This is a genomic window from Bradyrhizobium sp. USDA 3311 (assembly GCF_054062495.1).
Map to the genome: position 1 here is coordinate 8,349,034 of NZ_JBSSFI010000001.1, position 21,348 is coordinate 8,370,381.

General features: G+C 66.1%; 16 protein-coding genes and 1 pseudogene. 10 read left to right on the forward strand and 7 right to left on the reverse strand.

Annotation, left to right across the window (positions count from 1 at the left end):
- Positions 1 to 12: 12 nt before the first annotated feature.
- A pseudogene (locus ACVWW6_RS39750) lies at positions 13 to 467 on the reverse strand (VOC family protein).
- A gap of 24 nt (positions 468 to 491) precedes the next feature.
- A complete protein-coding gene (locus ACVWW6_RS39755) occupies positions 492 to 1,655 on the reverse strand; it encodes a PA0069 family radical SAM protein (RefSeq protein ID WP_097531883.1) in 1,164 nt (387 codons plus the stop codon).
- Positions 1,656 to 1,865: 210 nt separating this feature from the next.
- Here ACVWW6_RS39755 and ACVWW6_RS39760 point away from each other — a divergent pair, with 210 nt between their 5' ends.
- The 4 genes from ACVWW6_RS39760 to ACVWW6_RS39775 all read left to right on the forward strand — a co-directional run bounded on the left by ACVWW6_RS39760 (position 1,866) and on the right by ACVWW6_RS39775 (position 9,094).
- Positions 1,866 to 4,253: a phosphoketolase family protein gene (locus ACVWW6_RS39760; RefSeq protein WP_456682686.1), complete on the forward strand. Its 2,388-nt coding sequence runs from the start codon at positions 1,866 to 1,868 to the stop codon at positions 4,251 to 4,253.
- Positions 4,254 to 4,257: 4 nt separating this feature from the next.
- On the forward strand, positions 4,258 to 5,454 hold the full coding sequence (locus tag ACVWW6_RS39765) for an acetate/propionate family kinase (protein ID WP_456682687.1): 1,197 nt from the start codon (positions 4,258 to 4,260) through the stop codon (positions 5,452 to 5,454).
- 209 nt (positions 5,455 to 5,663) lie between these two features.
- Positions 5,664 to 7,466: a hypothetical protein gene (locus tag ACVWW6_RS39770; protein ID WP_456682688.1), complete on the forward strand. Its 1,803-nt coding sequence runs from the start codon at positions 5,664 to 5,666 to the stop codon at positions 7,464 to 7,466.
- Between the two features lie 11 nt (positions 7,467 to 7,477).
- Positions 7,478 to 9,094 carry a PEP/pyruvate-binding domain-containing protein gene (locus tag ACVWW6_RS39775; RefSeq protein WP_456682689.1) on the forward strand — a complete coding sequence of 539 codons (1,617 nt, stop codon included), beginning with the start codon at positions 7,478 to 7,480 and terminating at the stop codon, positions 9,092 to 9,094.
- Here the strand turns inward: ACVWW6_RS39775 and ACVWW6_RS39780 are convergent.
- Positions 9,088 to 9,927 carry an RMD1 family protein gene (locus ACVWW6_RS39780; RefSeq protein WP_028175591.1) on the reverse strand — a complete coding sequence of 280 codons (840 nt, stop codon included), beginning with the start codon at positions 9,925 to 9,927 and terminating at the stop codon, positions 9,088 to 9,090. The two genes, ACVWW6_RS39775 and ACVWW6_RS39780, sit on opposite strands and share 7 nt — an antisense overlap.
- A 331-nt stretch (positions 9,928 to 10,258) precedes the next feature.
- Here ACVWW6_RS39780 and ACVWW6_RS39785 point away from each other — a divergent pair, with 331 nt between their 5' ends.
- The 3 genes from ACVWW6_RS39785 to ACVWW6_RS39795 all read left to right on the forward strand — a co-directional run bounded on the left by ACVWW6_RS39785 (position 10,259) and on the right by ACVWW6_RS39795 (position 12,027).
- On the forward strand, positions 10,259 to 10,834 hold the full coding sequence (locus ACVWW6_RS39785; RefSeq protein ID WP_011085300.1) for a glycosyltransferase family protein: 576 nt from the start codon (positions 10,259 to 10,261) through the stop codon (positions 10,832 to 10,834).
- A 78-nt stretch (positions 10,835 to 10,912) separates the two neighbouring features.
- Positions 10,913 to 11,887, forward strand: coding sequence for a bifunctional helix-turn-helix transcriptional regulator/GNAT family N-acetyltransferase (locus ACVWW6_RS39790; RefSeq protein WP_011085299.1), 975 nt, complete (start codon positions 10,913 to 10,915; stop codon positions 11,885 to 11,887).
- Complete coding sequence (locus ACVWW6_RS39795) at positions 11,887 to 12,027, forward strand: hypothetical protein (protein ID WP_157839392.1); 141 nt, start codon at positions 11,887 to 11,889, stop codon at positions 12,025 to 12,027. The genes ACVWW6_RS39790 and ACVWW6_RS39795 overlap by 1 nt, the downstream gene beginning before the upstream one ends.
- A 159-nt stretch (positions 12,028 to 12,186) precedes the next feature.
- On the opposite strand, the gene moaB is transcribed toward ACVWW6_RS39795, so the two are convergent.
- Together moaB and ypfJ are read right to left on the reverse strand one after the other, a co-directional pair.
- On the reverse strand, positions 12,187 to 12,750 hold the full coding sequence (gene moaB / locus ACVWW6_RS39800; protein WP_060910851.1) for a molybdenum cofactor biosynthesis protein B: 564 nt from the start codon (positions 12,748 to 12,750) through the stop codon (positions 12,187 to 12,189).
- A gap of 258 nt (positions 12,751 to 13,008) precedes the next feature.
- The gene (ypfJ, locus tag ACVWW6_RS39805) at positions 13,009 to 13,950 is read right to left on the reverse strand and encodes a KPN_02809 family neutral zinc metallopeptidase (protein ID WP_011085297.1); all 942 of its coding nucleotides are present in this window, start codon (positions 13,948 to 13,950) and stop codon (positions 13,009 to 13,011) included.
- A gap of 413 nt (positions 13,951 to 14,363) precedes the next feature.
- Here ypfJ and ACVWW6_RS39810 point away from each other — a divergent pair, with 413 nt between their 5' ends.
- The 3 genes from ACVWW6_RS39810 (at position 14,364) to ACVWW6_RS39820 (ending at position 16,850) form a co-directional block, all read left to right on the forward strand.
- A complete protein-coding gene (locus ACVWW6_RS39810) occupies positions 14,364 to 15,494 on the forward strand; it encodes a site-specific DNA-methyltransferase (RefSeq protein ID WP_011085296.1) in 1,131 nt (376 codons plus the stop codon).
- A gap of 210 nt (positions 15,495 to 15,704) precedes the next feature.
- A complete protein-coding gene (locus ACVWW6_RS39815) occupies positions 15,705 to 16,031 on the forward strand; it encodes a hypothetical protein (RefSeq protein ID WP_028175588.1) in 327 nt (108 codons plus the stop codon).
- A 132-nt stretch (positions 16,032 to 16,163) separates the two neighbouring features.
- The gene (locus ACVWW6_RS39820; RefSeq protein WP_456682690.1) at positions 16,164 to 16,850 is read left to right on the forward strand and encodes a glutathione S-transferase family protein; all 687 of its coding nucleotides are present in this window, start codon (positions 16,164 to 16,166) and stop codon (positions 16,848 to 16,850) included.
- 70 nt (positions 16,851 to 16,920) lie between these two features.
- Here the strand turns inward: ACVWW6_RS39820 and ACVWW6_RS39825 are convergent, their stop codons facing one another.
- Both ACVWW6_RS39825 and ACVWW6_RS39830 read right to left on the reverse strand, forming a co-directional pair.
- On the reverse strand, positions 16,921 to 18,930 hold the full coding sequence (locus ACVWW6_RS39825) for a methyl-accepting chemotaxis protein (protein WP_456682691.1): 2,010 nt from the start codon (positions 18,928 to 18,930) through the stop codon (positions 16,921 to 16,923).
- 398 nt (positions 18,931 to 19,328) lie between these two features.
- Complete coding sequence (locus tag ACVWW6_RS39830) at positions 19,329 to 21,338, reverse strand: HAMP domain-containing methyl-accepting chemotaxis protein (protein WP_456682692.1); 2,010 nt, start codon at positions 21,336 to 21,338, stop codon at positions 19,329 to 19,331.
- Between the last annotated feature and the right edge of the window lie 10 nt (positions 21,339 to 21,348).

Genomic DNA, 21,348 nt, shown 5'->3' on the forward strand with positions numbered 1-21,348 from the left:
CAGGCGAGCCGCCTACTCGGCCAGATGCACCCGCCGGTCCTCACCGACCTCGATGCCCGGCGCGACCACGACCTCCCAGGGATGGCCGTCGGGGTCGGCGAAATAGCCGGAATAACCGCCATAGTCGGTCTCGTGCGCCGCTTTCAGCAGCGCGGCGCCCTTGTCGACAGCGAAGGCCAGCACCGCATCGACCTCCTCGCGCGTGGCGCAGTTCCAGGCGAGCGTGATGCCGCGGAAGGTCGTCGCCTGGGCTTATCCGGCAAGGCCGCGTCGGCCGCGAGCTGGTCCCAGTGAAACAGGGCAAGCACCGGACCGCCGGTATCGTAGAAGGCGACGGCCTCGCCGGTCGCCTTCAGCCGGCGCGAAAAGCCCAGCGCATCATAGAACGCGATGCTGGCGCGAATGTCGCTCACACCCAGCGTGATGACCGTGAGCCGCGGCACCGGGGGCGGCAGTTCCTTACTCATGACACACCTCGTTCGCCTCGGCTCCTAGAACAGGCTGAGCTGATCGCCGTTCCGCTTCGGCCGCGCGAAGTGATCCATCGTCAGTTTTGCGCGACGCTTGTTGAGCCCCAGCCTGTCGCAGGCGATCTCGAAGCGGCGGCCGATGGTCCAGGCCATCGGGCCGGTGCCCTTCATGCGCTCGCCCCATTTCGCGTCGTAGTCGCGGCCGCCGCGCATGTCGCGGATCAGCGTGAAGACGTGGCGATAGCGGTCCGGATAGTTCGCCATCAGCCATTCGCGGAAGAGGTCGCGCACCTCCAGCGGCAGCCGCAGCAGCACGTAGGAGGCTTCCTTGACGCCGGCATGGGCGGCCGCATCGAGAATTCGCTCGATCTCGGAATCGTTCAGCGCGGGAATCACTGGCGCGACCATCACGGTGGTGGGAATGCCGGCATCGGAGAGCTGCTTCAGCGCCTCCAGCCGCTTCGGCGGCGTCGAGGCCCGCGGCTCCATGGTGCGCGCCAGCTTTGGATCGAGCGAAGTCACCGAGATCGCGACCTTGGCGAGGTTGCGCTTGGCCATGCGCGAGAGAATGTCGATGTCACGCACCACCAGCGCCGATTTGGTGACGATGCCGACGGGATGACCAGCGCGCTCCAGCACCTCCAGGATGCCGCGCATGATTTTTCGCTCGCGCTCGATCGGCTGATAGGGATCGGTGTTGGTGCCGATCGCGATCATCCGCGGCTCATAGCCTGCTGCTGCGAGCTCCTTCTCGAGCAGCGCCGGGGCCTCCGGCTTGACGAACAGTTTGGACTCGAAGTCGAGCCCGGGCGACAGGCCGAGATAGGCATGGGTCGGCCGCGCGAAACAGTAGACGCAGCCGTGCTCGCAGCCGCGATAGGGGTTGATCGAGCGGTCGAAGCCGATATCGGGGGAATCGTTGCGGGTGATCACCTTGCGCGAGGTGTCGACCGCGACCGTGGTCTTGAATGGCGGCAGCTCTTCCAGGCTCTGCCAGCCGTCGTCGAAGGCGACGCGCGCCTCGGCCTCATAGCGGCCGCTGGCGTTGGACTGCGCGCCCCGCCCCCGCCTGCGCTGCTTGTCGATGGCGACAGCGAGCTCGGGGAAATCAGAAGGCGCACCCGCCGGCTCGGAGGGCGCCGTGACCGGCGGGTGCTTGAGAGCATGAGAGGATGCTGGACTCATGAAGCCAAGATAGCACGCCAAAGGAACAAATCAAGAACAAGAACAAAAAACGTGAAAACAACCCCATGCACAGTAGAGGCGCCCAAACTTCGGGCGCCTGCCTTTGACCTCACGCAACATCGCCGTCACCACGATCTCGTTTGATGCCGCGAAGGATCGATCGCGCCGGAACTCGGTTGGTGACGATCCCGGGTGAAGGTCGGCAGGAACATGACAAATCAACAACAATCGGCCGCCGCGAGCAGCGACCTCGATCTCCTTGATCGCTACTGGCGCGCCGCCAACTACCTCTCCGTCGGGCAGATCTACCTGCTCGACAACCCCCTGCTGCGCGAACCGCTGCGGGCCGAGCACATCAAGCCGCGTTTGCTCGGCCATTGGGGCACGACGCCCGGCTTGAACTTCATCTACGCCCATCTCAACCGCGTCATCCGCGCGCTGGACCTCAACGTGCTCTATGTCTGCGGTCCCGGCCATGGCGGCCCGGGCATGGTCGCCAACACTTATCTCGAAGGCAGCTACAGCGAGATCTATCCTAACATCGCGCGCGATGCGGACGGATTGCGCAAGCTGTTCCGGCAGTTCTCCTTCCCCGGCGGCATCCCGAGCCACGCCGCGCCGGAGACGCCCGGCTCGATCCACGAAGGCGGCGAGCTCGGCTACGCGCTGGTGCACGCCTATGGCGCGGCGCTGGACAATCCCGACCTGGTCGTCGCCTGCGTCGTCGGCGACGGCGAGGCCGAAACCGGCCCGCTCGCGGCGTCCTGGCACTCCAACAAGTTCCTGAACCCGGCGCATGACGGCGCGGTACTGCCGATCCTGCACCTGAACGGCTACAAGATTGCCAACCCGACCGTGCTCGGACGAATGTCTGACAGCGAGATCCGCGATCTGTTCCGCGGGTTCGGCCACGAGCCCCTGTTCGTCGAGGGCGACGATCCCAAATTGATGCACCGGATCATGGCGGATGCGCTCGACGTCGCATTCGCCAGCATCCGCTCGATCCAGCAGCACGCCCGCGACGGGCGCAAAAACGTCGAGCGGCCACGCTGGCCGATGATCGTGCTGCGCAGCCCGAAGGGCTGGACCGGTCCGAAGGAAGTCGACGGCAAGAAGGTCGAAGGTTTTTGGCGCGCGCATCAGGTGCCGGTCGCAAGCTGCCGCGAGAACCCTGCGCATCTGAAGGTGCTCGAAGACTGGATGCGCAGCTACGAGCCGGAGAAACTGTTCGACGCGAGCGGCGCGCTCGTCCCCGAGCTCCAGGCGCTGGCACCCGAGGGCAATCGCCGCATGGGCGCCAATCCGCATGCCAATGGCGGGTTGCTGAAGAAGGAGCTGAAGCTGCCGGACTTCCGCAGCTTTGCCGTCGAAGTGCCGCAGCCCGGCGCCGTCACGGGAGAAGCGACGCGCGAGCTCGGCAAATTTTTGCGCGACGTCATCCGCCTCAATGCGCAAGAGCGCAACTTTCGCATCATGGGTCCGGACGAGACGGCGTCAAACCGGCTAGATGCGGTGTTCGAGACGACCGAACGTGTCTGGATGGAGCCGATCGAGCCTTACGACGTGCATCTTGCGCAGGACGGACGCGTGATGGAGGTGTTGAGCGAGCATCTCTGCCAGGGCTGGTTGGAGGGCTATCTGCTCACCGGACGCCACGGCTTCTTCTCCTGCTACGAGGCCTTCATCCACATCGTGGATTCCATGTTCAACCAGCACGCCAAATGGCTGAAGGTGACGCGGCACCTGCCGTGGCGGCGGCCGATCGCCTCGCTGAACTATCTGTTGACCTCGCATGTCTGGCGCCAGGACCATAACGGCTTCAGCCATCAGGATCCCGGCTTCGTCGACCTCGTCGCCAACAAGAAGGCCGACATCGTTCGCATCTACTTCCCGCCTGACGCCAACACGCTGCTGTGGATCGCCGATCATTGCCTGCGGACGTACAACCGCATCAACGTGATCGTCGCCGGCAAGCAGCCGGCGCCGCAATGGCTGTCGATGCAGGACGCCGCCACGCATTGCGATGTCGGCATCGGCATCTGGAGCTGGGCGGGCACGGAAGACGCGGGCGGCGAGCCCGATGTGGTGATGGCCTGTGCCGGCGACGTGCCGACATTGGAGACGCTTGCCGCCGTCGACCTGCTGCGCAAGGCGCTGCCGGATCTGAAAATCCGCGTCGTCAACGTCGTCGACCTGATGACGCTGCAGCCGCAGGACCAGCATCCGCACGGCCTGTCCGACCGCGACTTCGACAGCCTGTTCACGCGCGACAAGCCGGTGATCTTCGCCTATCACGGCTATCCCCATCTGATCCACCGGCTGACCTATAACCGCACCAACCATGCCGGCCTGCATGTGCGCGGCTTCGCCGAGGAAGGCACCACGACGACGCCGTTCGACATGGTCGTGCTCAACGAGCTCGACCGCTACCACCTTGCGATCGAGGCGATCGAACGCGTGCCGGGTCTTGCGACCAGGGCCGCGCAGGTGAAGCAGCGGCTCCGCGACAAGCTGATCGAGCACTCACGTTACGTGCGCGAGCACGGCGAGGACATGCCCGAGATCCGCGACTGGGTCTGGCCGGGCAAGCCGGGCTGACGCCATGCCGGCGCCAGAGGCGGTTCTCGTCCTCAACTCGGGCTCGTCGAGCATCAAGTTCGGCCTGTTCGATATCTCGACAGCAGAGCCCGCGCTGCTCTGCAAGGGCCTGCTCGACGAGCACGAGGCCAGGCCCCGGCTCGTCGTGAAAGGCGCTGCGGGCGAAGACCTGTTCGAGAAGCGGCGGGACGAGGCCGATGCCGACGGCGGCCACCTGTTCGCCGACGCGCTCGCCTTCATCGACGACCGGTTCGGCCAAGACAGCTTGCGCGCAGTCGGCCACCGTATCGTCCACGGCGGGCCGGATCATTCAGGCCCGGTCGAATTGACGGACGATATCACCGCGAAGCTGGAGGCCCTGACGCCGCTGGCGCCGCTGCACCAGCCGCGCTGCCTCGCGCCGGTCCGCACCCTCTCCGCGATCCGTCCCGCGCTGACCCAGATCGCCTGCTTCGACACCGCCTTCCATCACGGACTTGCACCGCCTGCGAGCCGCTTTGCGATTCCGAGGCGCTATGAAGAGCGCGGCGTCAGGCGCTACGGCTTTCACGGGCTGTCGTTCGAATATGTCGCGGGCCGCCTCGCCGGAATCGCGCCGCAGCTCGTTGCGAAGCGCACCGTCATCGCGCATCTCGGCAATGGCGCAAGTCTCTGCGCACTCCGCAACGGCCGCAGCGTCGACACCACGATGGGACTGACGCCGCTCGACGGCCTCGTGATGGGCACGCGAAGCGGCACGATCGACCCCGGCGTGCTGCTCTATCTGCAGCAGCACGAGGGGATGTCGGTCGAAGACGTCCAGCACCTGCTCTATCACGAGTCGGGCCTGCTCGGCGTCTCCGGCATGTCCGCGGACATGCGCACGCTGCTTGCGAGCCGCGAGGCTGCGGCACGGGACGCGATCGATCTCTTCACCTTCCGTGCGGCGCAGGAGATCGCGATGATGGCGACCACGCTTCAGGGGCTGGACTGTCTGGTCTTCACTGGCGGCATCGGCGAGCATGCCAGCGAGATCCGCAGCGCGATCGGCGAGCGTCTCGCCTGGCTCGGCGTCCGCATCGATGCAGCGGCGAATGACGAGGGACGCGAGCGGATCGGCGCCGGCGACAGTGCGGTGGACATTTTCATCATTCCCACCAACGAAGAGATCGCGATCGCGCGCCATTGCGCCGCGCTGCTGCGCGAACGACACGCTGCGTGACGGTTTTATGAATGATCTGACGCAATGAGGCCGTCGCAACTTCGCGGCATAAGGACGGCATCAACCGTTGCGCGGACAGACCATGAAAACCCAGATCATCGAAGAACTCGGACAGGGCGACATCCTGTTGCCCGCGCTGGTGGCGGAAGGGCTTGCCGCCAATGACCGCATCAAGGTGCGGATGAGCGCGCTCCAGGCGGCGGCTCGGCATGCGCAAGACCCCGATCGTCCCGCCAGCGAGCTTGCGGTCGAGAGTCACGCCGCCGGGCATTGCACCGGCCGCAATCGCAACCCTGATCGGCGGCGCCCATCTGGTCGGACCGTCCCGGCTCGCGGCGCCGAACCTCGCCAAGCTGATGAAGGAGATCCTAGACGACGCTGCAGCCATGATCCGCGCCGTCAGCGCCGGCGCACCGCCGGACGGCGACAAGGCGAACGCGCGGCTGACGGCCGTCCGAAGCGCGGGCCTGCTCGATGCCACCAACGAAATCGATCTTTCCCGCATTGCCCGTCTGACCGGAGTTGCCGAGGCGTCCGGCGACAGCCTCCATCGGCTGGTGATGGATCTGCACAAGGCGCTGAACAAGCTTGCGGCGAACTGTTCGGAGGAAACGCTCGACGGTGCCCATGTGTTCGGTCTGCACGGCGAAGATCGCGGCGCGGTGGAGGCCTTCATGAAGGGCCTGAACCAGACGCGGAGGCTGAAGTTCAACCACCCTGGTCTCGACACCATGGCGACCCGCTCGGGCGGCCGGCTGCTGATCCAGAACGACATCGGCACCACGGACGCCCATGTCGTGGTGATCGCGGTCAAGAAGAACGCGGTCACTGTCACCTACACCGACGTACACCTGGCGCGGGCAAAATTCTTCATCTCGCTGTTCGACAAGTTCGAGGCGAGTTGGAGCGGGCTCGACCGCCACACCGCCGCGGGCCTCGGCGAAGACAATTCATTCTATCTCGTCACCGGCCAGCATCAGCCGGCTCACGCCGCGGATCGCAACGAATTCCTCGCAGCCGTGGGCGCCGCGCTGGTGTTCCTGATCGACTGGAACAAGGCGCGCAAGCTGCTGCGGACCTGGGTTGCCAAGGACGACGCCACACGAATCCTGGAATGGGCGGCGCGACAGCGGATCGGCCATCGCGGCTTTCTCGAGCTCGGCGGCAACGAGCTGTTGGGGTCGGCGGTGCGCAACGCCGCCCCCGCGCGCATCGGCTTCGGCGAGCGGCTCGACCAGGCGCTCGGCCGCGCCGCCGCGATCGATTTTCTGAAGGCGGCACTGCGCGCCTCCACCGAGGCGCTGCTCGCAGGTCGCTCCGTCAGGACGGTCCGCGACCAGATCGAAGCCGACCTGGTGCGGCATCTGGAGCGCGTTGACGGCACCCTGCTCGCCGCGGTGCTGCGCCAGATCGGGCTTGCCCATGATCTCGTTGCGGCGATCTCCCGCCATATTGCGACGCTTCGGGCCGGTCAGCCGGCCGATCGCAAGCTGCTGGCGGTACGCTGCGGCGCGATCGAACAGAAGGCCGATCGCATTGCGCTCGAAACGCGGAAGGAAGTCGACCGGCTCAACGCCCGGCCAACGATCGCCCAGTTGATCGATCGCGCCGAAGAGGCCGTCGACGAACTGGAGCAGGCGGCCTTCATCGCCTCGCTGATGCCGGAGCGAACCGATCCGTCGCTGCTGGCCGCACTCGCCGAACTCTGTGCGGTGGCGATGACCGCGACCGAGGTCGCGGCCAGCGGCGTCGCCGCGGCCACCGACGTGCCGGAAGGGCGGCGCGCCGATTCCGAGGATGCGCTGTCCGCCGTGAGCCGCCTGATCGATACCGAACATGCCGCGGACGGCCACGAGCGTGCGACGACCGCGCTGGTCTTCGGCGGCGGCTTCGACGTCGCGACCTCGCTCTCGGTGCTCGAGCTTGCCCGCGCCATCGAGCGCGCCACCGACCGTTTCGCCGGCTTCGGGCATCTGTTGCGCCGGCACATCATGATCGATCTCGCAGCCTAGGGGGAAGCACCATGCATATCGTGCGTATCGGCGCCGAGGCGACCGAATTGCGTCCCGCCGAGGAGATCGGCGCCAAGGCCGCCAACCTCGCCCGGATGGCGGCGCTGGGCCTGCCGGTGCCGCCGGCTTTCGTGCTGCCGGTCAAGCTCTGCGCCGACATCGTCGCAGGGCACGCGCATGCGGAGCGTCATCTGAGCGACGGGCTCAAGGAAGGAATTGCCTTCCTGGAGAGCGCGACCGGAAGGCGGTTCGGCGACCGGCGGCTGCCGCTGCTGGTCTCGGTGCGCTCGGGCGCCGCCCGATCGATGCCGGGCATGCTCGACACCGTGCTCAATGTCGGCTGCACGTCGGATGCCGTGCACGGCCTGATCCGTGCGACCGGCCGGCCGCGGCTCGCCTGGGACTGCCGGCGGCGCTTCCTGGAGAGTTTTGGCGAGACGGTGCTCGGGCTGGACGCCGCCGCATTCGCGGCCCGCATCTCGGAACTGGTCGAGGCCGAAGGTGCCGAGAACGATCGCGCGCTCGACAGCGAAGCGCTGGAGCGGCTTGCCGGCGACGAACAGGCGCTGGTCGAGGATCACGCCGATGGGTGGCTCGAGGATGCGGTCGCGCAGCTCGAGGCCGCGGCGCAAGCCGTCTACCGGTCCTGGACGAGCGAGCGGGCGAAGACCTATCGGAAACTCCAGCAACTCGAAGGGCTCCAGGGCACCGCCGTCACGGTGCAGGCGATGGTGTTCGGCAATGGCGGGCTGACATCGGGTGCCGGCGTGGCCTTCTCGCGCGATCCTTCGACCGGCGCACCGCGCCCGATGATCGATCTCGTGCTCGATGCGCAGGGCGAGGACGTCGTGTCCGGGCGCCGCTCCCCCGACGCCGAGGATGCGATCGTGCGCGCACTGCCGCGGACCGAGGCCGAGCTTGGCGATATCCTGAAGCGGCTCGAGCGTGAATTTTGCGACGTGCAGGACGTCGAGTTCACCGTCGAGGATGGCAGGCTGTGGATCCTCCAGACGCGCGCGGCCAAGCGAACGCCGCGTGCGGCGGTCAGGATCGCGATCGACCTCGTGCATGAGGGGCTGATCACGCAGCACGAGGCGCTGGAGCGGATCGCCGGGATCGACCTCGCCTCGCTCGCCGAGACCGCACTGGTCTGCGCGGGCGAGCCGGCGGCGATCGGCATCGGCGCGTCCGGGGGCATCGGCGTCGGCCGCGCGGTCTTCGACGCCGAAAGCGCCCAGCGCCTGTCGGCCACAGGCGATCCGGTCATCCTGCTGCGTCCCGATACCAGCACCGCGGACGTCGCAGGCTTCGCGGTGGCGGCCGGCATCGTCACGGCGGTCGGCGCGCGGACCTCGCATGCGGCGCTGGTGGCGCGGCAGATGGGCAAGCCCTGCGTGGTCGGCTGTCACGCGCTGAAGATCGATCCTGTCGCGCGGCAGGCCCAGCTTGCCGACGCGACATTGTCGGAGGGCGACTGGATCACGATCGAGGGCGATGCGGGACAACTCTATCTCGGACGCTGCCGCACGGTGGAGACGCGCCCCGATGCCGAACTCGCGGAGATCGCGAAATGGCAATCGCAGGCCGGCGACCTCGATCCGCCGGCACGCGCCGCCGCGGCTCAGTGAATGCCGGCGAAGATCTGGATACACCCGATCGCGACCTCGATCAGGATCAGCACCACCACGGCGATCTCGAGACGCAACGAGCGCTCGGTGTCGATGATGTCGGTCAGCGCATTGGCCGTCTCGGACACGGCGGTGAGCTTGCGCTCGAGCGTGTCGAGGCGCTCCTTCAATTCGTACTCGTCTTCGAGGCGGGCATAGAGCCGGTCGAGCTCGGGCTTCTCCCAGAGCACGTCGGGCTTCTCGGCGACGGCGACGCGGCCGGCGACGCGCTGCTGCACCAGCAGCGCGTTGCCGATCAGTTGCAGAATGGCCCTGCGCCGGCGCGGCGTGCGGCCGCGCTCGGCGAGCTCGCGCGCGAACGGCTCGATGACGTCGAACACGGCCGCGACACGCCGTTCGTCGCGCGCCAGCGACGTGCTCTTGGCGAGCGCGTCGGCAACCAGAAGCAACCGGTCGTCGGAGAATTTGGCGAGGCAAATCGGCCCGCCCGGCTGGATCACCTCGGCGTTCTCGTCGTTGCAGAGCTGCGCCTGCGCGGTCTCTTCCTCATAGGGGCTGAGCTCGCCGATCACGCGCGGCTTCAGGCTGTCGATCAGCACCTTCTCCTCCGAAGGCAACAGGCCGATCAGCACCACGACGCCGTAGCGGAAGATCACGGCAAGGCCGGCATGGACGCGGAAGGCGGCCGGCGTCGACGACACCAGCGCGCCGAGCTCGAGGCCCGAAGCATTGATGCGGTCGCCCAGCATCAGCGCCCGGATCCGCAAGGTCGGCGCGGCGGCCGGCCTGGGAGATGTCGACGGCGCGCTAACAGCAAGTTGATCGGCAGTCATACGAAGCCCTCTTCAGCACAATGGATTGCCTGCTTTTCCCGTTCCCGGGCGTCGTTCCACTCGCATCCTCCTCTCGTAGGATTGCGATCCGCCTGCGTGGCGCGCAATATCGGAACGAAACTCCGGGTTAATACGGTCAAGACAAAGCTGCGCCGAAATATTCAGCAACATTGCCGTCCCGCGCGGGACATCTTTGGATGCGATGGCTCTGGCAGTTTACCATCGAACGGCGGAGCCCCGCCGAAAAGTTGCACTCGGCATTGCCGCGTGTTTATGACAACATCATAACAAGTTACGCTTCTCCCGAAGTGCGGACATCGAAGCCTCAACCATGCTGAGCGTCATCATTCCGACCGAGGGCGTCGAGCAGACGGCGGTCGCAACTCTGGCCGCGCTGGTCCCCGGCGCCGCCGCGGGCATCGTCCGGGAAGTGCTCCTGGTCGACGGCACCCGCAACGGCGTCATCGAGCGCGTGGCCGACGTCGCCGGCTGCCGTTTCATCGGCTTCGAGGGATCCTCGCAGGGCGCGGCGCTGGCCGCCGGTGCGCTCCAGGCCCGGTCGGCCTGGCTGATGTTCCTGCCCGCAGGCGCGGTGCTGGAAACCGGCTGGATCGAGGAGACCACCCAATTCATCCAGGCCGTCGCGAGCAGCGGCCGGGACCGTGCGGCGGTGTTCCGCTACGCCCGCTCGCCCTACGCCGACACCGGATTCCGCGACATGCTCCGCGCCGTGGCCCGCAAGCTGGTCGGCCCGCTCGGCGATCAGGGACTTTTGATCGCGCGTGACCATTACGACCGGATCGGCGGCTACCCGCCCCAAGCCCGCCGCTCCGAGGCGCGGCTGCTGCGCCGGCTCGGCCGCTCGTCCCGGACCATGCTGCGCAGCCGGATCGTCATGGTCGGCTGAAGCCACTTTTTTATACTCACTCTTGATACTTGCCAAAGTCAAATAATTGTTTGACAATGGCAAGTGTTGAGGTGACCCATGCCATCAAGCCCTCTGCCATCAAGCTCGTCGTCATCAAGCGCTGCGGCCGGACAGGTCGCCGACGACCAGGTTCAGGCGGTCCGCGCCTTCAACCGCTTCTACACCCACAAGCTCGGCGTTCTCGACCAGCAGCTCCTGAAGAGCCCGTTCTCGCTGAGCGAGGCCCGCGTGCTCTACGAGCTCGCCCATGGAGGCGAGCAATCGGCCAAGGAGATCGGCATCGCGCTCGGGCTCGACGCCGGCTATCTCAGCCGCATCGTGCAGAATTTCGACGAGAGCGGCCTGATCGCGCGCAAGCCGCTTGCCAGCGACCGCCGGCAGGTTCAGCTCAGCCTGACCGCAAAGGGCCGCCAGGCCTTCGCCAAGCTGGAGCGCTCGTCCCAGGAGGACGTCGCCGCGATGCTGCGGCCGCTGCCGGACGAGGAGCGCAGGCGGCTCACCGGAGCGATGGAGACGATCGAGCGGCTGCTCGCTTTGCCACGCGCGCCGGCGCCGCGCGCGATCCTGCGCGATCCCCGCCCCGGCGACATGGGCTGGGTGGTGCAGAGCCACGGCGCGCTCTATGCCGGCGAATACGGCTTCGATTCCGGCTTCGAGGCGCTGGTGGCCGAGATCGTCGCCAAATACATGACCTCCTACGATGCCTCGCGCGAGCGCTGCTGGATCGCCGACATCGAGGGCCGCCCGGTCGGCTCGGTGTTCCTGGTGAAGGCCAGCGACGACGTCGCCAAGCTGCGGCTGCTGCTGCTCGACCCCGCCGCACGCGGGCAGGGTCTCGGCCAGCGGCTGGTCGCCGAATGCGTCTCGTTCGCACGGGCCTGCGGCTATCGGCGGATGACACTGTGGACGCAGAGCAATCTCACAGCCGCGCGAAAGATCTATCAGGATGCCGGCTTCAAGCTGGTCGCCACCGAGCCGCACCGCAGCTTCGGCCAGAACCTCGTCGGCGAAACCTGGGAGCGCGATCTCTGATGCACCAGCGGCACCAATCCGCGCACCGCATCACCGGAGAGCTCGTCGATCTCTACAAGCGCCGGGCGCGACGCCTGCACGCGGAGGCGTGCCGGCAGATGTGGCTGATGGTGTGGAGTTCGCTGACCAACAAATTCTAGTCGAGAACGAGTGTCGCAAAGAGCGAGATGCGCATCGCTGTGCCCTCGCCCCTTGTGTCTCCACGAGCACAGGTCTCCGCGGAGGGAACCCCTCATCCGGCGCTTCGCGCCACCTTCTCCCACAAGGGGGAGAAGGGAAGAAAGCGTCAACGCCGGCAACTACACCGTCGCGCCTTGCGCCTTCGGCCGGCGCAGATGCTCGTCGAGGCGCGGCATGATCTCGACGAAATTGCAGGGGCGCGTGCGGTAGTCGAGCTGAGCGGCGAGAATGCCGTCCCAGCCGTCGCGGCAGGCGCCGGGAGAGCCGGGCAGGCAGAAGATGTAGGTTGCCCCGGCAACGCCCGCGGTGGCGCGGCTCTGGATCGTCGAGGTGCCGATCTTGGCGTGGCTCAGCATGTGGAATGCGATCGAGAAACCGTCCATGCGTTTCTCGAACAAGGGCTCGATCGCCTCCGGCGTGACGTCGCGCCCGGTGAAGCCGGTGCCGCCGGTGGTGATGACGACGTCGACGCCGCGATCTGCAATCCAGCGGCGGATGACGGCGCGGATCGCCTCGACGTCGTCGGTGACGATCTCGCGCGCGGCAAGATGATGGCCCGCGCCGGTGAGGCGGTCGGCCAGCGTCTGGCCGGACTTGTCGTCGGCGAGCGCGCGCGTGTCGGAGACGGTCAGCACCGCGATGTTGAGCGGGATGAACTGTTTTGCTTCGTCGATCGAGGCCACGACTTCACTCCTGTTTCCCCGGCCACCGCCGTCATCCCCGGACGAACGCATTTGCGTTCGCTCGGGAGATGCGCGCTCGTGCGGCGCAAGCGCACCGCAAGGGCGCACCTCGAAGGATGGGCCGGGAGCTCGCCATCCTTCGAGGCTCGCCGAAGAGGCGAGCACCTCAGGATGACGCCACTACTCCTGCATTCCCGGATGCGCAATTGGGCATCATAGTTCGTGCTGCGCTACGTCCGGGGCACGAAGTCCAGTGTACTACGACCCGCCGCCGAACGTGTTGCAGGCCTGGACCGTGCCCTGCTGGTAGCCGGTCATGAACCATTGCTTGCGCTGCGCGGCCGAGCCATGGGTGAAGGAATCGGGCACGACGCGTCCGGTGGCCTGACGCTGGAGCGTGTCGTCGCCGATCGCACTGGCCGTGGTCAGCGCGGCGTCGATGTCGCCGGCTTCCAGGAAGTTCGGACGCTTCTTCGCCTCGCGGTTGACCCAGACGCCGGACAGACAGTCCGCCTGCAACTCCACCTTGACCTGGAGCGCGTTGGCCTCGGCCTTGCTGCCGGCCTGCTGCTGAAGCCGCGTCACGCGCGGAATGATGCCGAGCAGGTTCTGGATGTGGTGGCCGGCTTCATGCGCGATGATGTAGGCGGTGGTGAAATTGCAGGCCGACTTGCCGGAGCAGCCGCGGAAGCGCGTCTCGACCTCGCGGAAGAAGCCGGTGTCGAGGAAGATGGTGCGATCCGGCGGACAGTAGAACGGGCCCATCGCCGACTGCGCCATGCCGCAGCGGCCGCCATTGGTGGCGTTGCGGAACAGCACGATCTTCGGACCGGTGTAGGACTGGCCGCTGGCCTGGAAGATCTCGCTCCAGCGGTCGTCGATCTCGCCGAGGATGCCGGAGATCATGCTGCCCATCTCGTCGGTCGGCGCGCCGCGCTTGGCCGACGTCGACTGGCGATCGGTCTGGTAGCTCGGCGCCTGGCCGCCGCCGGTGAGGATCTCGGCGCCGCCGATCAGGATGCGCGGATCGATGCCGAAGGCGTAGCCGATCAGGCCGAGCACGATGATGGTGCCGATGCCGAGCCCGCCGCCGCCCATGGGCAGGCCGAACCCGCCGCCTCCGCCGCCGCCAAACCCGCCGCCGCCTTCGTCGCGACGATCCTCGATGTCGTCGCTGCGGCGGAAATCATCGTAGCGCATGGCGGGCTTCCCTTAAGTCCTTGATGGCGTCAATTGGGCGCAAATGCGACAAAGCTCAACGCGCCACATACGTAAAATTTCCGTTGCCTTTATCAATATCCCGCTCGGCAATTATTGCCTAGTGCGACAGCATGCCGATGCCAGCAATTTTTTCCGAGGGTTGAGCAATTTTTTCCGAGAGAAATTTGGAGTCGTTTCGCAGCTCCAGCGGCTCCCGCAGCGCGAAGAAACGCGAAATTCACTGTAAAACTCGGCGAATGCGAACAGCGAACCACGCACGACGCGCGATGCGAGGCCTGCACACGAAAGCGGCGGATTAAGTCGATTTTTACTTTGCCCCTTCAATGTAACGGTCAGTCGGTTGTTTGGTCCCGCGTCGCCGACAGCGTCGCCTGAGTCAGAGTTCTTGAGTCATGGTAGAGTCGCGTCGCGGGGCGTCTGCAAGGGCGCCCCGCACAAATTTTGAGTCTTCGTCGCATCGCATCATCCTCGGTGATTGCGTCGCCGAGATGTCGAAGCTTCAGGCTGGTTCGGTCGATCTGGTGTTCGCAGATCCGCCGTACAATCTCCAGCTCAAGGGCGATCTGAAGCGCCCCGACGAATCCCATGTCGATGCCGTCAACGACGACTGGGACAAGTTCGATTCATTCTCCGCCTATGACGATTTCACCCGCGCCTGGCTGCTTGCCGCCCGCCGCGCGATGAAGCCGTCGGCGACGATCTGGGTGATCGGCTCCTATCACAACATCTTCCGCGTCGGCGCGATCATGCAGGACCTCGGTTTCTGGCTCCTGAACGACATCGTCTGGCGCAAGACCAACCCGATGCCGAACTTCCGCGGCCGCCGCTTCACCAACGCGCACGAGACCATGATCTGGGCCGCGCGCGACGAGAAGGCCAAGGGCTACACCTTCAACTACGAAGCGTTGAAGGCCGCCAACGAGGACGTGCAGGCACGTTCCGACTGGCTGATCCCGCTCTGCACCGGCGAGGAGCGCCTCAAGGGCGCCGACGGCAAGAAAGTGCATCCGACGCAGAAGCCGGAAGGCCTGCTCGCGCGCGTGCTGCTGTCGTCATCGAAGCCCGGCGATCTCGTGATCGACCCCTTCAACGGCACCGGCACCACCGGCGCCGTCGCCAAACGTCTCGGCCGCTCCTATATCGGCTTCGAGCGCGACAAGACCTACGCCAAGGCCGCCGAGGCCCGCATCGCCGCGGTCGAGCCGCTGCCGGAGGCAAGCCTTGCCCCGTTCATGACCGCGCGCGAGGCGCCGCGGGTCGCGTTCTCCGAGCTGATCGAGCGCGGCATGATCATGCCCGGCACGAAGCTGTTCGACGCCAAGAAGAAGCTCGGCGCCCTGGTCCGCGCCGACGGCGCCATCATGTTCGGCGACAAGGTCGGCTCGATCCACCGCATCGGCGCGGTGGCGCAGGGCGCGCAGGCCTGCAACGGCTGGACCTTCTGGCATGTCGAGACCAAGAAGGGTCTCAAGCTGATCGACGAGCTCCGCGCCGAGATCCGCTCCGGCATGGCGGCGGAGTAGTCCTCCCTCTCCTCCGTCATTCCGGGGCTCGCGAAGCGAGAACCGGAATCCATCGAACCCAAGCACACGCCGCCCAATGGACTCTCAGATGCGCAATTGCGCATCATAGCTCGCGCCAAGAGGCGCGCCCGGAGTGACAGCGGTGGTTGAAAGCCAGCGGAACCAGGACTAGATTCGACCGATCAGCCCCGTCCTGACCGGTTGGCTCTCATGCGACGACAGTCCGAGACCTTGCTGCTGGTGCCGCTGCTGCCGATCTTCCTGCTCGGCATGTTTCCGATGTTCCTGATCGCGCTGCTGGGATTTTTCGGCCTCGCTCTGTTCGGCGTGCTCGTGGTCTGCGTCGGGCTCGCCAGCAGCAACGAGGCGCACGACGATTTCAATCACGACGTCATCGTGCACGGCTACTCGCGCGGATCGGAGCGATCGGCACGGGCCTCCGACATGCATCTTGCCGCGCGGCTCGGGCTGCGGCTGGAAGCCGTCGGCGCCGGGATGATTATTACGGCGGCGATCGGCCTTTGTTACGCTGGCTGATCTGCGCGGCGCGCAGGTACCGCCCGGCAAACTCGCCGGTTGCCCTCCCCGACGAGCTTCAGGCAAGACAGGCCGGCCCCGCGGCAATGACGCTGCGTTCACTCTCGGCAAGAAACACTGGGGAGATGTGTGATGCTCAAATTCTATTTCAACGGTTCGCCGAACCCGACCAAGGTCGCGCTTTATCTCGAAGAGTCCGGCCTTCCTTTTGAGCCGGTGAAGATCGACACCCGCAAGGGCGAGCAGTTCACGCCGGATTTCCTCAAGATCAATCCGAACGGCAAGGTGCCGGCGATCGACGACGGCGGCACGATCGTGTTCGACTCGAACGCCATCCTGCTCTATCTCGCCGAGAAGACCGGAAAATTCCTGCCCGCCGCGTCGTTGCGCGGCGAGACGCTGTCATGGCTGATGTTCATCGCCACCGGCGTCGGCCCGTATTCGGGCCAGGCCGTGCACTTCAAGCATTTCGCGCCGAAGGATCAGAACCACGACTACGCCCATAACCGCTATCAGTACGAGACCGATCGCCACTACAAGATTCTCGACGGCCACCTCAAAGACCACCGCTACATGGTCGGCGACAGCTATTCGATCGTCGACATGGCGCTGTGGGGCTGGGCGCGGATGGTGCCGTTCAAGCTCGGCGACGACGCCTTTGCACGATATCCGAACGTAAAGCGCCTGGTCGACGAGATCTCGGCGCGCCCTGCGGCTGTGCGCGCGATCGGGCTCAAGGACAAGTTCACCTTCAAGGCCGAGATGGACGACGAAGCGCGCGCCAACATGTTCAAGCACATGATGACCAAGGTCGCCTGATCGCGCCACGCCTTCAACCCGGGTCCACGCGCCTGCGCGTGGACCTTTGCTTTTGAAATGCCCGCGCCGATCAGGCGGCGTGGACCGAGTTCAGGAACCTCGCGACTTCCTGCTTCAGCCGGTTGCTGTCGGCCGACAGCGAGCGCGCCGCCGAGAGCACCTGCGAGGAGGCCGAACCAGTCTCGGAAGCGCCGCGCTGCACGTCGCCGATATTGGTCGAGACGCGCTGGGTGCCGTGAGCCGCCTGCTGGACGTTGCGGGAGATTTCCTGCGTCGCCGCGCCCTGCTGCTCCACGGCCGCCGCGACCGTCGACGAGATCTCCGACAGCCGCTCGATCGTGCCGCTGATCTCCCTGATGGCGCCGACGGATTGCTCGGTAGCGGCCTGGATGTTGGAAATCTGCTGGCCGATCTCACCGGTAGCTTTCGCGGTCTGCTCGGCCAGCGCCTTGACCTCGGAGGCGACCACGGCAAAGCCGCGGCCGGCCTCGCCCGCGCGCGCCGCCTCGATGGTGGCGTTCAGCGCCAGCAGATTGGTCTGGCCCGCGATGGTGCTGATCAGCTCGACCACGTCGCCGATGCGGGCGGCGGCCTTGGAGAGCTCGCCGACCCGGTCGTTGGTCCTGCTCGCCTGCCCCACCGCCTCGCTGGCGATGCGGGCGGATTCCTGCACCTGGCGGGCGATCTCCGAAACCGAGGAGGACAGCTCCTCGGTCGCGGAGGCAACCGCCTGTACGTTGGCCGAGGCCTCTTGTGAGGCGCTGGCGACTTCCGTGGACAGGTCCTGGGCCCGCGAGGCGGTCGTGGTCAACGTGCCGGCCGAGGCCTCCAATTCGTTCGACGCCGATGATACGGTGTCGACGATCTCGCCGACCGCACGTTCGAACTGGTTGGCCAGGTTTCTCATGTCGGCCTTGCGGCCCTCGGCCTGCCGCGCCTCGACCTCGACCTGCTCGTGACGCAGGCGCTCGGTCTCGACCATGCTCTCCTTGAAAACCTGGATCGCCTTGGCCATGTCGCCGATCTCGTCGCGATTGCCACGGCCCGGAATCTCGACCTTGAGATCGCCACCGGCGAGCAGCCCCATCGCCCGGGTCATCGTGGTCAGCGGTCCGACGATGCTGCGCGCGATCAGGAAGGCGACGAGGCTGCCGAACAGGATCGCAAGGCCGCCGGCGACTTCCTGGATCCAGGTCGTATTGGCAATGACGCCATCGGCGGCCGCGCGCGACTTTTGGTAGTCGGCCTTCAATCCGGTCTCCGCCACCTTGAGCTTGTCGACGCTTTCGCCGATCAGGGGAGCGATACTGTTGCGGTAGATTTCATCGGCCTGGAGGATTGCGGCGGAGGTCGTCTCGAACGCCGCCTTGTAGGCCGAAAGCGAGCTCTTGATCGGTCCGAACGCGGCCTTGACCTCGTTCGGCAGACCGGCCCCCTCCAGTGACTTGAGCGCTTGCTGCGCCCGATCGACATTGGTCCTGAAGGTCGCCGGCCCCTTTGCGTCGCGGACGGCGAGGAAGCGCCAGTTTGCGACACGAACCAGCAGGATCTTGGATTCGAGATCGGCGACAGGGGCGGTCACGCTGGTATCGCCGGTTTCACGCGCGGCGTCGACGAGCTTGCCGGTATTGGCGGTCAGCTCATCGCCGCCGGCGAGCAGAACAGCCTTGCCTTTCGCCGTCTCGTTGACGGCGGTGCCCATGCGCTCGCGCAGGGACTTCATCTTTTCGACGTCACCGATCAGGCCATTGTAGATCTTGAGCCGCTCCTCGGAGACCGTCGACTTGGCCGCGTCCTTCAGCAGCTCCACCGTCGCCCCCTCCCGCTCCGCAGCCTCCTTGAAGGCCGGCTCGTTGGCGTCATAGATGTAGCGGAGATTGGCGCGCCGCAGCGCCTGGAGGTTGATCGAGATTTCCTGGACGCGGGCCGAGTTGTCCGAGAGTGCGGATAGCCGCGCCATCTGGCCCTGGACCGCCCACAAATTCCAGATCGCGACCGCGGCCATGATCAAGCCAACGACAACGAGAACCGAAAATCCGGCGTAGAGACGCCCCCGGATTCTGAAACGCAAGCTCGGCATCTGCACCGTCCATCCATAGCAAGAGAGATGGAGTAACCGAACGACTCCCCGACGTCGCAGCGGCCCCCCGCCCAGCCGCAATCACCTTTCGGAGATCGCGCTGCACCGCGACACCATGAAGAATACTTCTTAATTCAATGCTGCATTTGCCACGCGTCGACTACGGAGGATCGCACGAAAGATGCCGTGGTGATGGCAGGCGCCGCCAGTTCTGCGATCATCTGAACAGGAAAGTGGCAATCGAATTTGTCCGGCGCGGCTTGCGCCAGGATGCGGCGCGAGTCACACGCCCGATTGTATCGACGAATTTATCCGGGCATCAAGCAACTTCCGGCGCGCCGCCATCGCAGGTCCACGCGCCTGCGCGTGGACCTTTGCTTTTGAAACGCCCGCGCCGATCAGGCGGCGTAGACCGAGTTCAGGAACCTGGCGACCTCCTGCTTCAGCCGGTTGCTGTCGGCCGACAGCGAGCGCGCCGCCGAGAGCACCTGCGAGGAGGCCGAACCGGTCTCGGAGGCACCGCGCTGCACGTCGCCGATATTGGTGGAAACGCGCTGGGTGCCGTGGGCCGCCTGCTGGACGTTGCGGGAGATCTCCTGCGTCGCCGCGCCCTGCTGCTCCACGGCCGCCGCGACCGTCGAGGAAATCTCCGACAGCCGCTCGATGGTGCCGCTGATCTCCCTGATGGCGCCGACGGATTGCTCGGTAGCGGCCTGGATGTTGGAAATCTGCTGGCCGATCTCACCGGTCGCTTTCGCGGTCTGCTCGGCCAGCGCCTTGACCTCGGAGGCGACCACGGCAAAGCCGCGGCCGGCCTCGCCCGCGCGCGCCGCCTCGATGGTGGCGTTCAGCGCCAGCAGATTGGTCTGGCCGGCGATGGTGCTGATCAGCTCGACCACGTCGCCGATGCGGGCGGCCGCCTTGGAGAGCTCGCCGACCCGGTCGTTGGTCCTGCTCGCCTGCCCCACCGCCTCGCTGGCGATGCGGGCGGATTCCTGCACCTGGCGGGCGATCTCCGAAACCGAGGAGGACAGCTCCTCGGTCGCGGACGCAACCGCCTGTACGTTGGCCGAGGCCTCTTGTGAGGCGCTGGCGACTTCCGTGGACAGGTCCTGGGCCCGCGAGGCGGTCGTGGTCAACGTGCCGGCCGAGGCCTCCAACTCGTTCGATGCCGACGACACGGTGTCGACGATCTCGCCGACCGCCTGCTCGAACTGGTCGGCGAGCCGGACCATGTCTTTCTTGCGGCCCTCGGCCTGCCGCGCCTCGACCTCCACCTGCTCCGCGCGCATGCGCTCGGTGTCGACCATGTTGTTCTTGAACACCTCGATCGCCTTGGCCATGTCGCCGATCTCGTCGGCCTTGCCGCGGCCGGGAATCTCGACCTCGAGATTGCCACCGGCGAGCAGCCCCATCGCGCGCGTCATCGAGGTCAGGGGACCGACGATGCTGCGGGCGATCAGGAAGGCGACGATCAACCCGAACAGAACGGCGAGGCCGCCCGCGATCGCCTGCACGGACGTCGTGCCCTCGATCACGGCTTCGGCGGTGGTGCGCGAATCCTTGTAGTCCTTCTTCAGGGTGGTTTCGGCGACCTTGAGCTTGCCGATGCTCTCGACGATGAGCGGGGCGAGGTTCTTGTGATAGATCTCGTCGGCCTGGAGCATCGCGGCCGACGTCGTCTCGAACGCGGATTTGTAGATTCCGAGCGAGGTCTTCACCGGCGCGAGCGTGGCGCGCAATTCCGTCGCCTGCGGGCTCTTTTCGAGCGCCGTGAGCCGCTGCATGGCCCTGTCGACATTCGTCCTGAAGTTGGCCGGCCCCTTGGTGTCGCGCAGGGCCAGGAAACGCCAGTTCGCGATCTGGACGAGAAGGAGCCTGGATTCGAGGTCCGCGACGAGGGCCGCGGTGTCTTCGTCAACGGCTGCGCGCGCCGTATCGACCAGCTTGCCCATCTTGACGGTCAGCTCGTCGCCGCTGGGCAGCAGCGTCGCCTTGCCGGTTCTCGCCTCGTTGACGGCGTCCCCGAGATTGTCACGCAGGCTCCGCATCCTGGCGATGTCGGTGATGAGATCTTCGTAGAGCTTGCGCCGCTCCTCGGAGGCCGTCCCCTGCGCTCCGACCTTCAACAGCTCGGTCGCCGCGGCTTCCCGTTCAGAAGCTTCCTTCATCGCAGGTTCGCTGGCGTCGTAGATGTAGCGCAGATTGGCCCGCTGGATCGCCTGGAGATGGGTCGAGATCTCCAGAACCCGCGCCGTGCTGTCCGAGAACGCCGAGAGTTTTGCGACCTGATCCTGCACGGCCCGCAAGTTCCAGATGGCGACCACCGCCATCACGAGACCGACCGCCACCAAGGCCATGAAGCCTGCGTACAGGCGTCCCCTGATCCGCAAACGAAATTTCGGCATTCCCACTGTC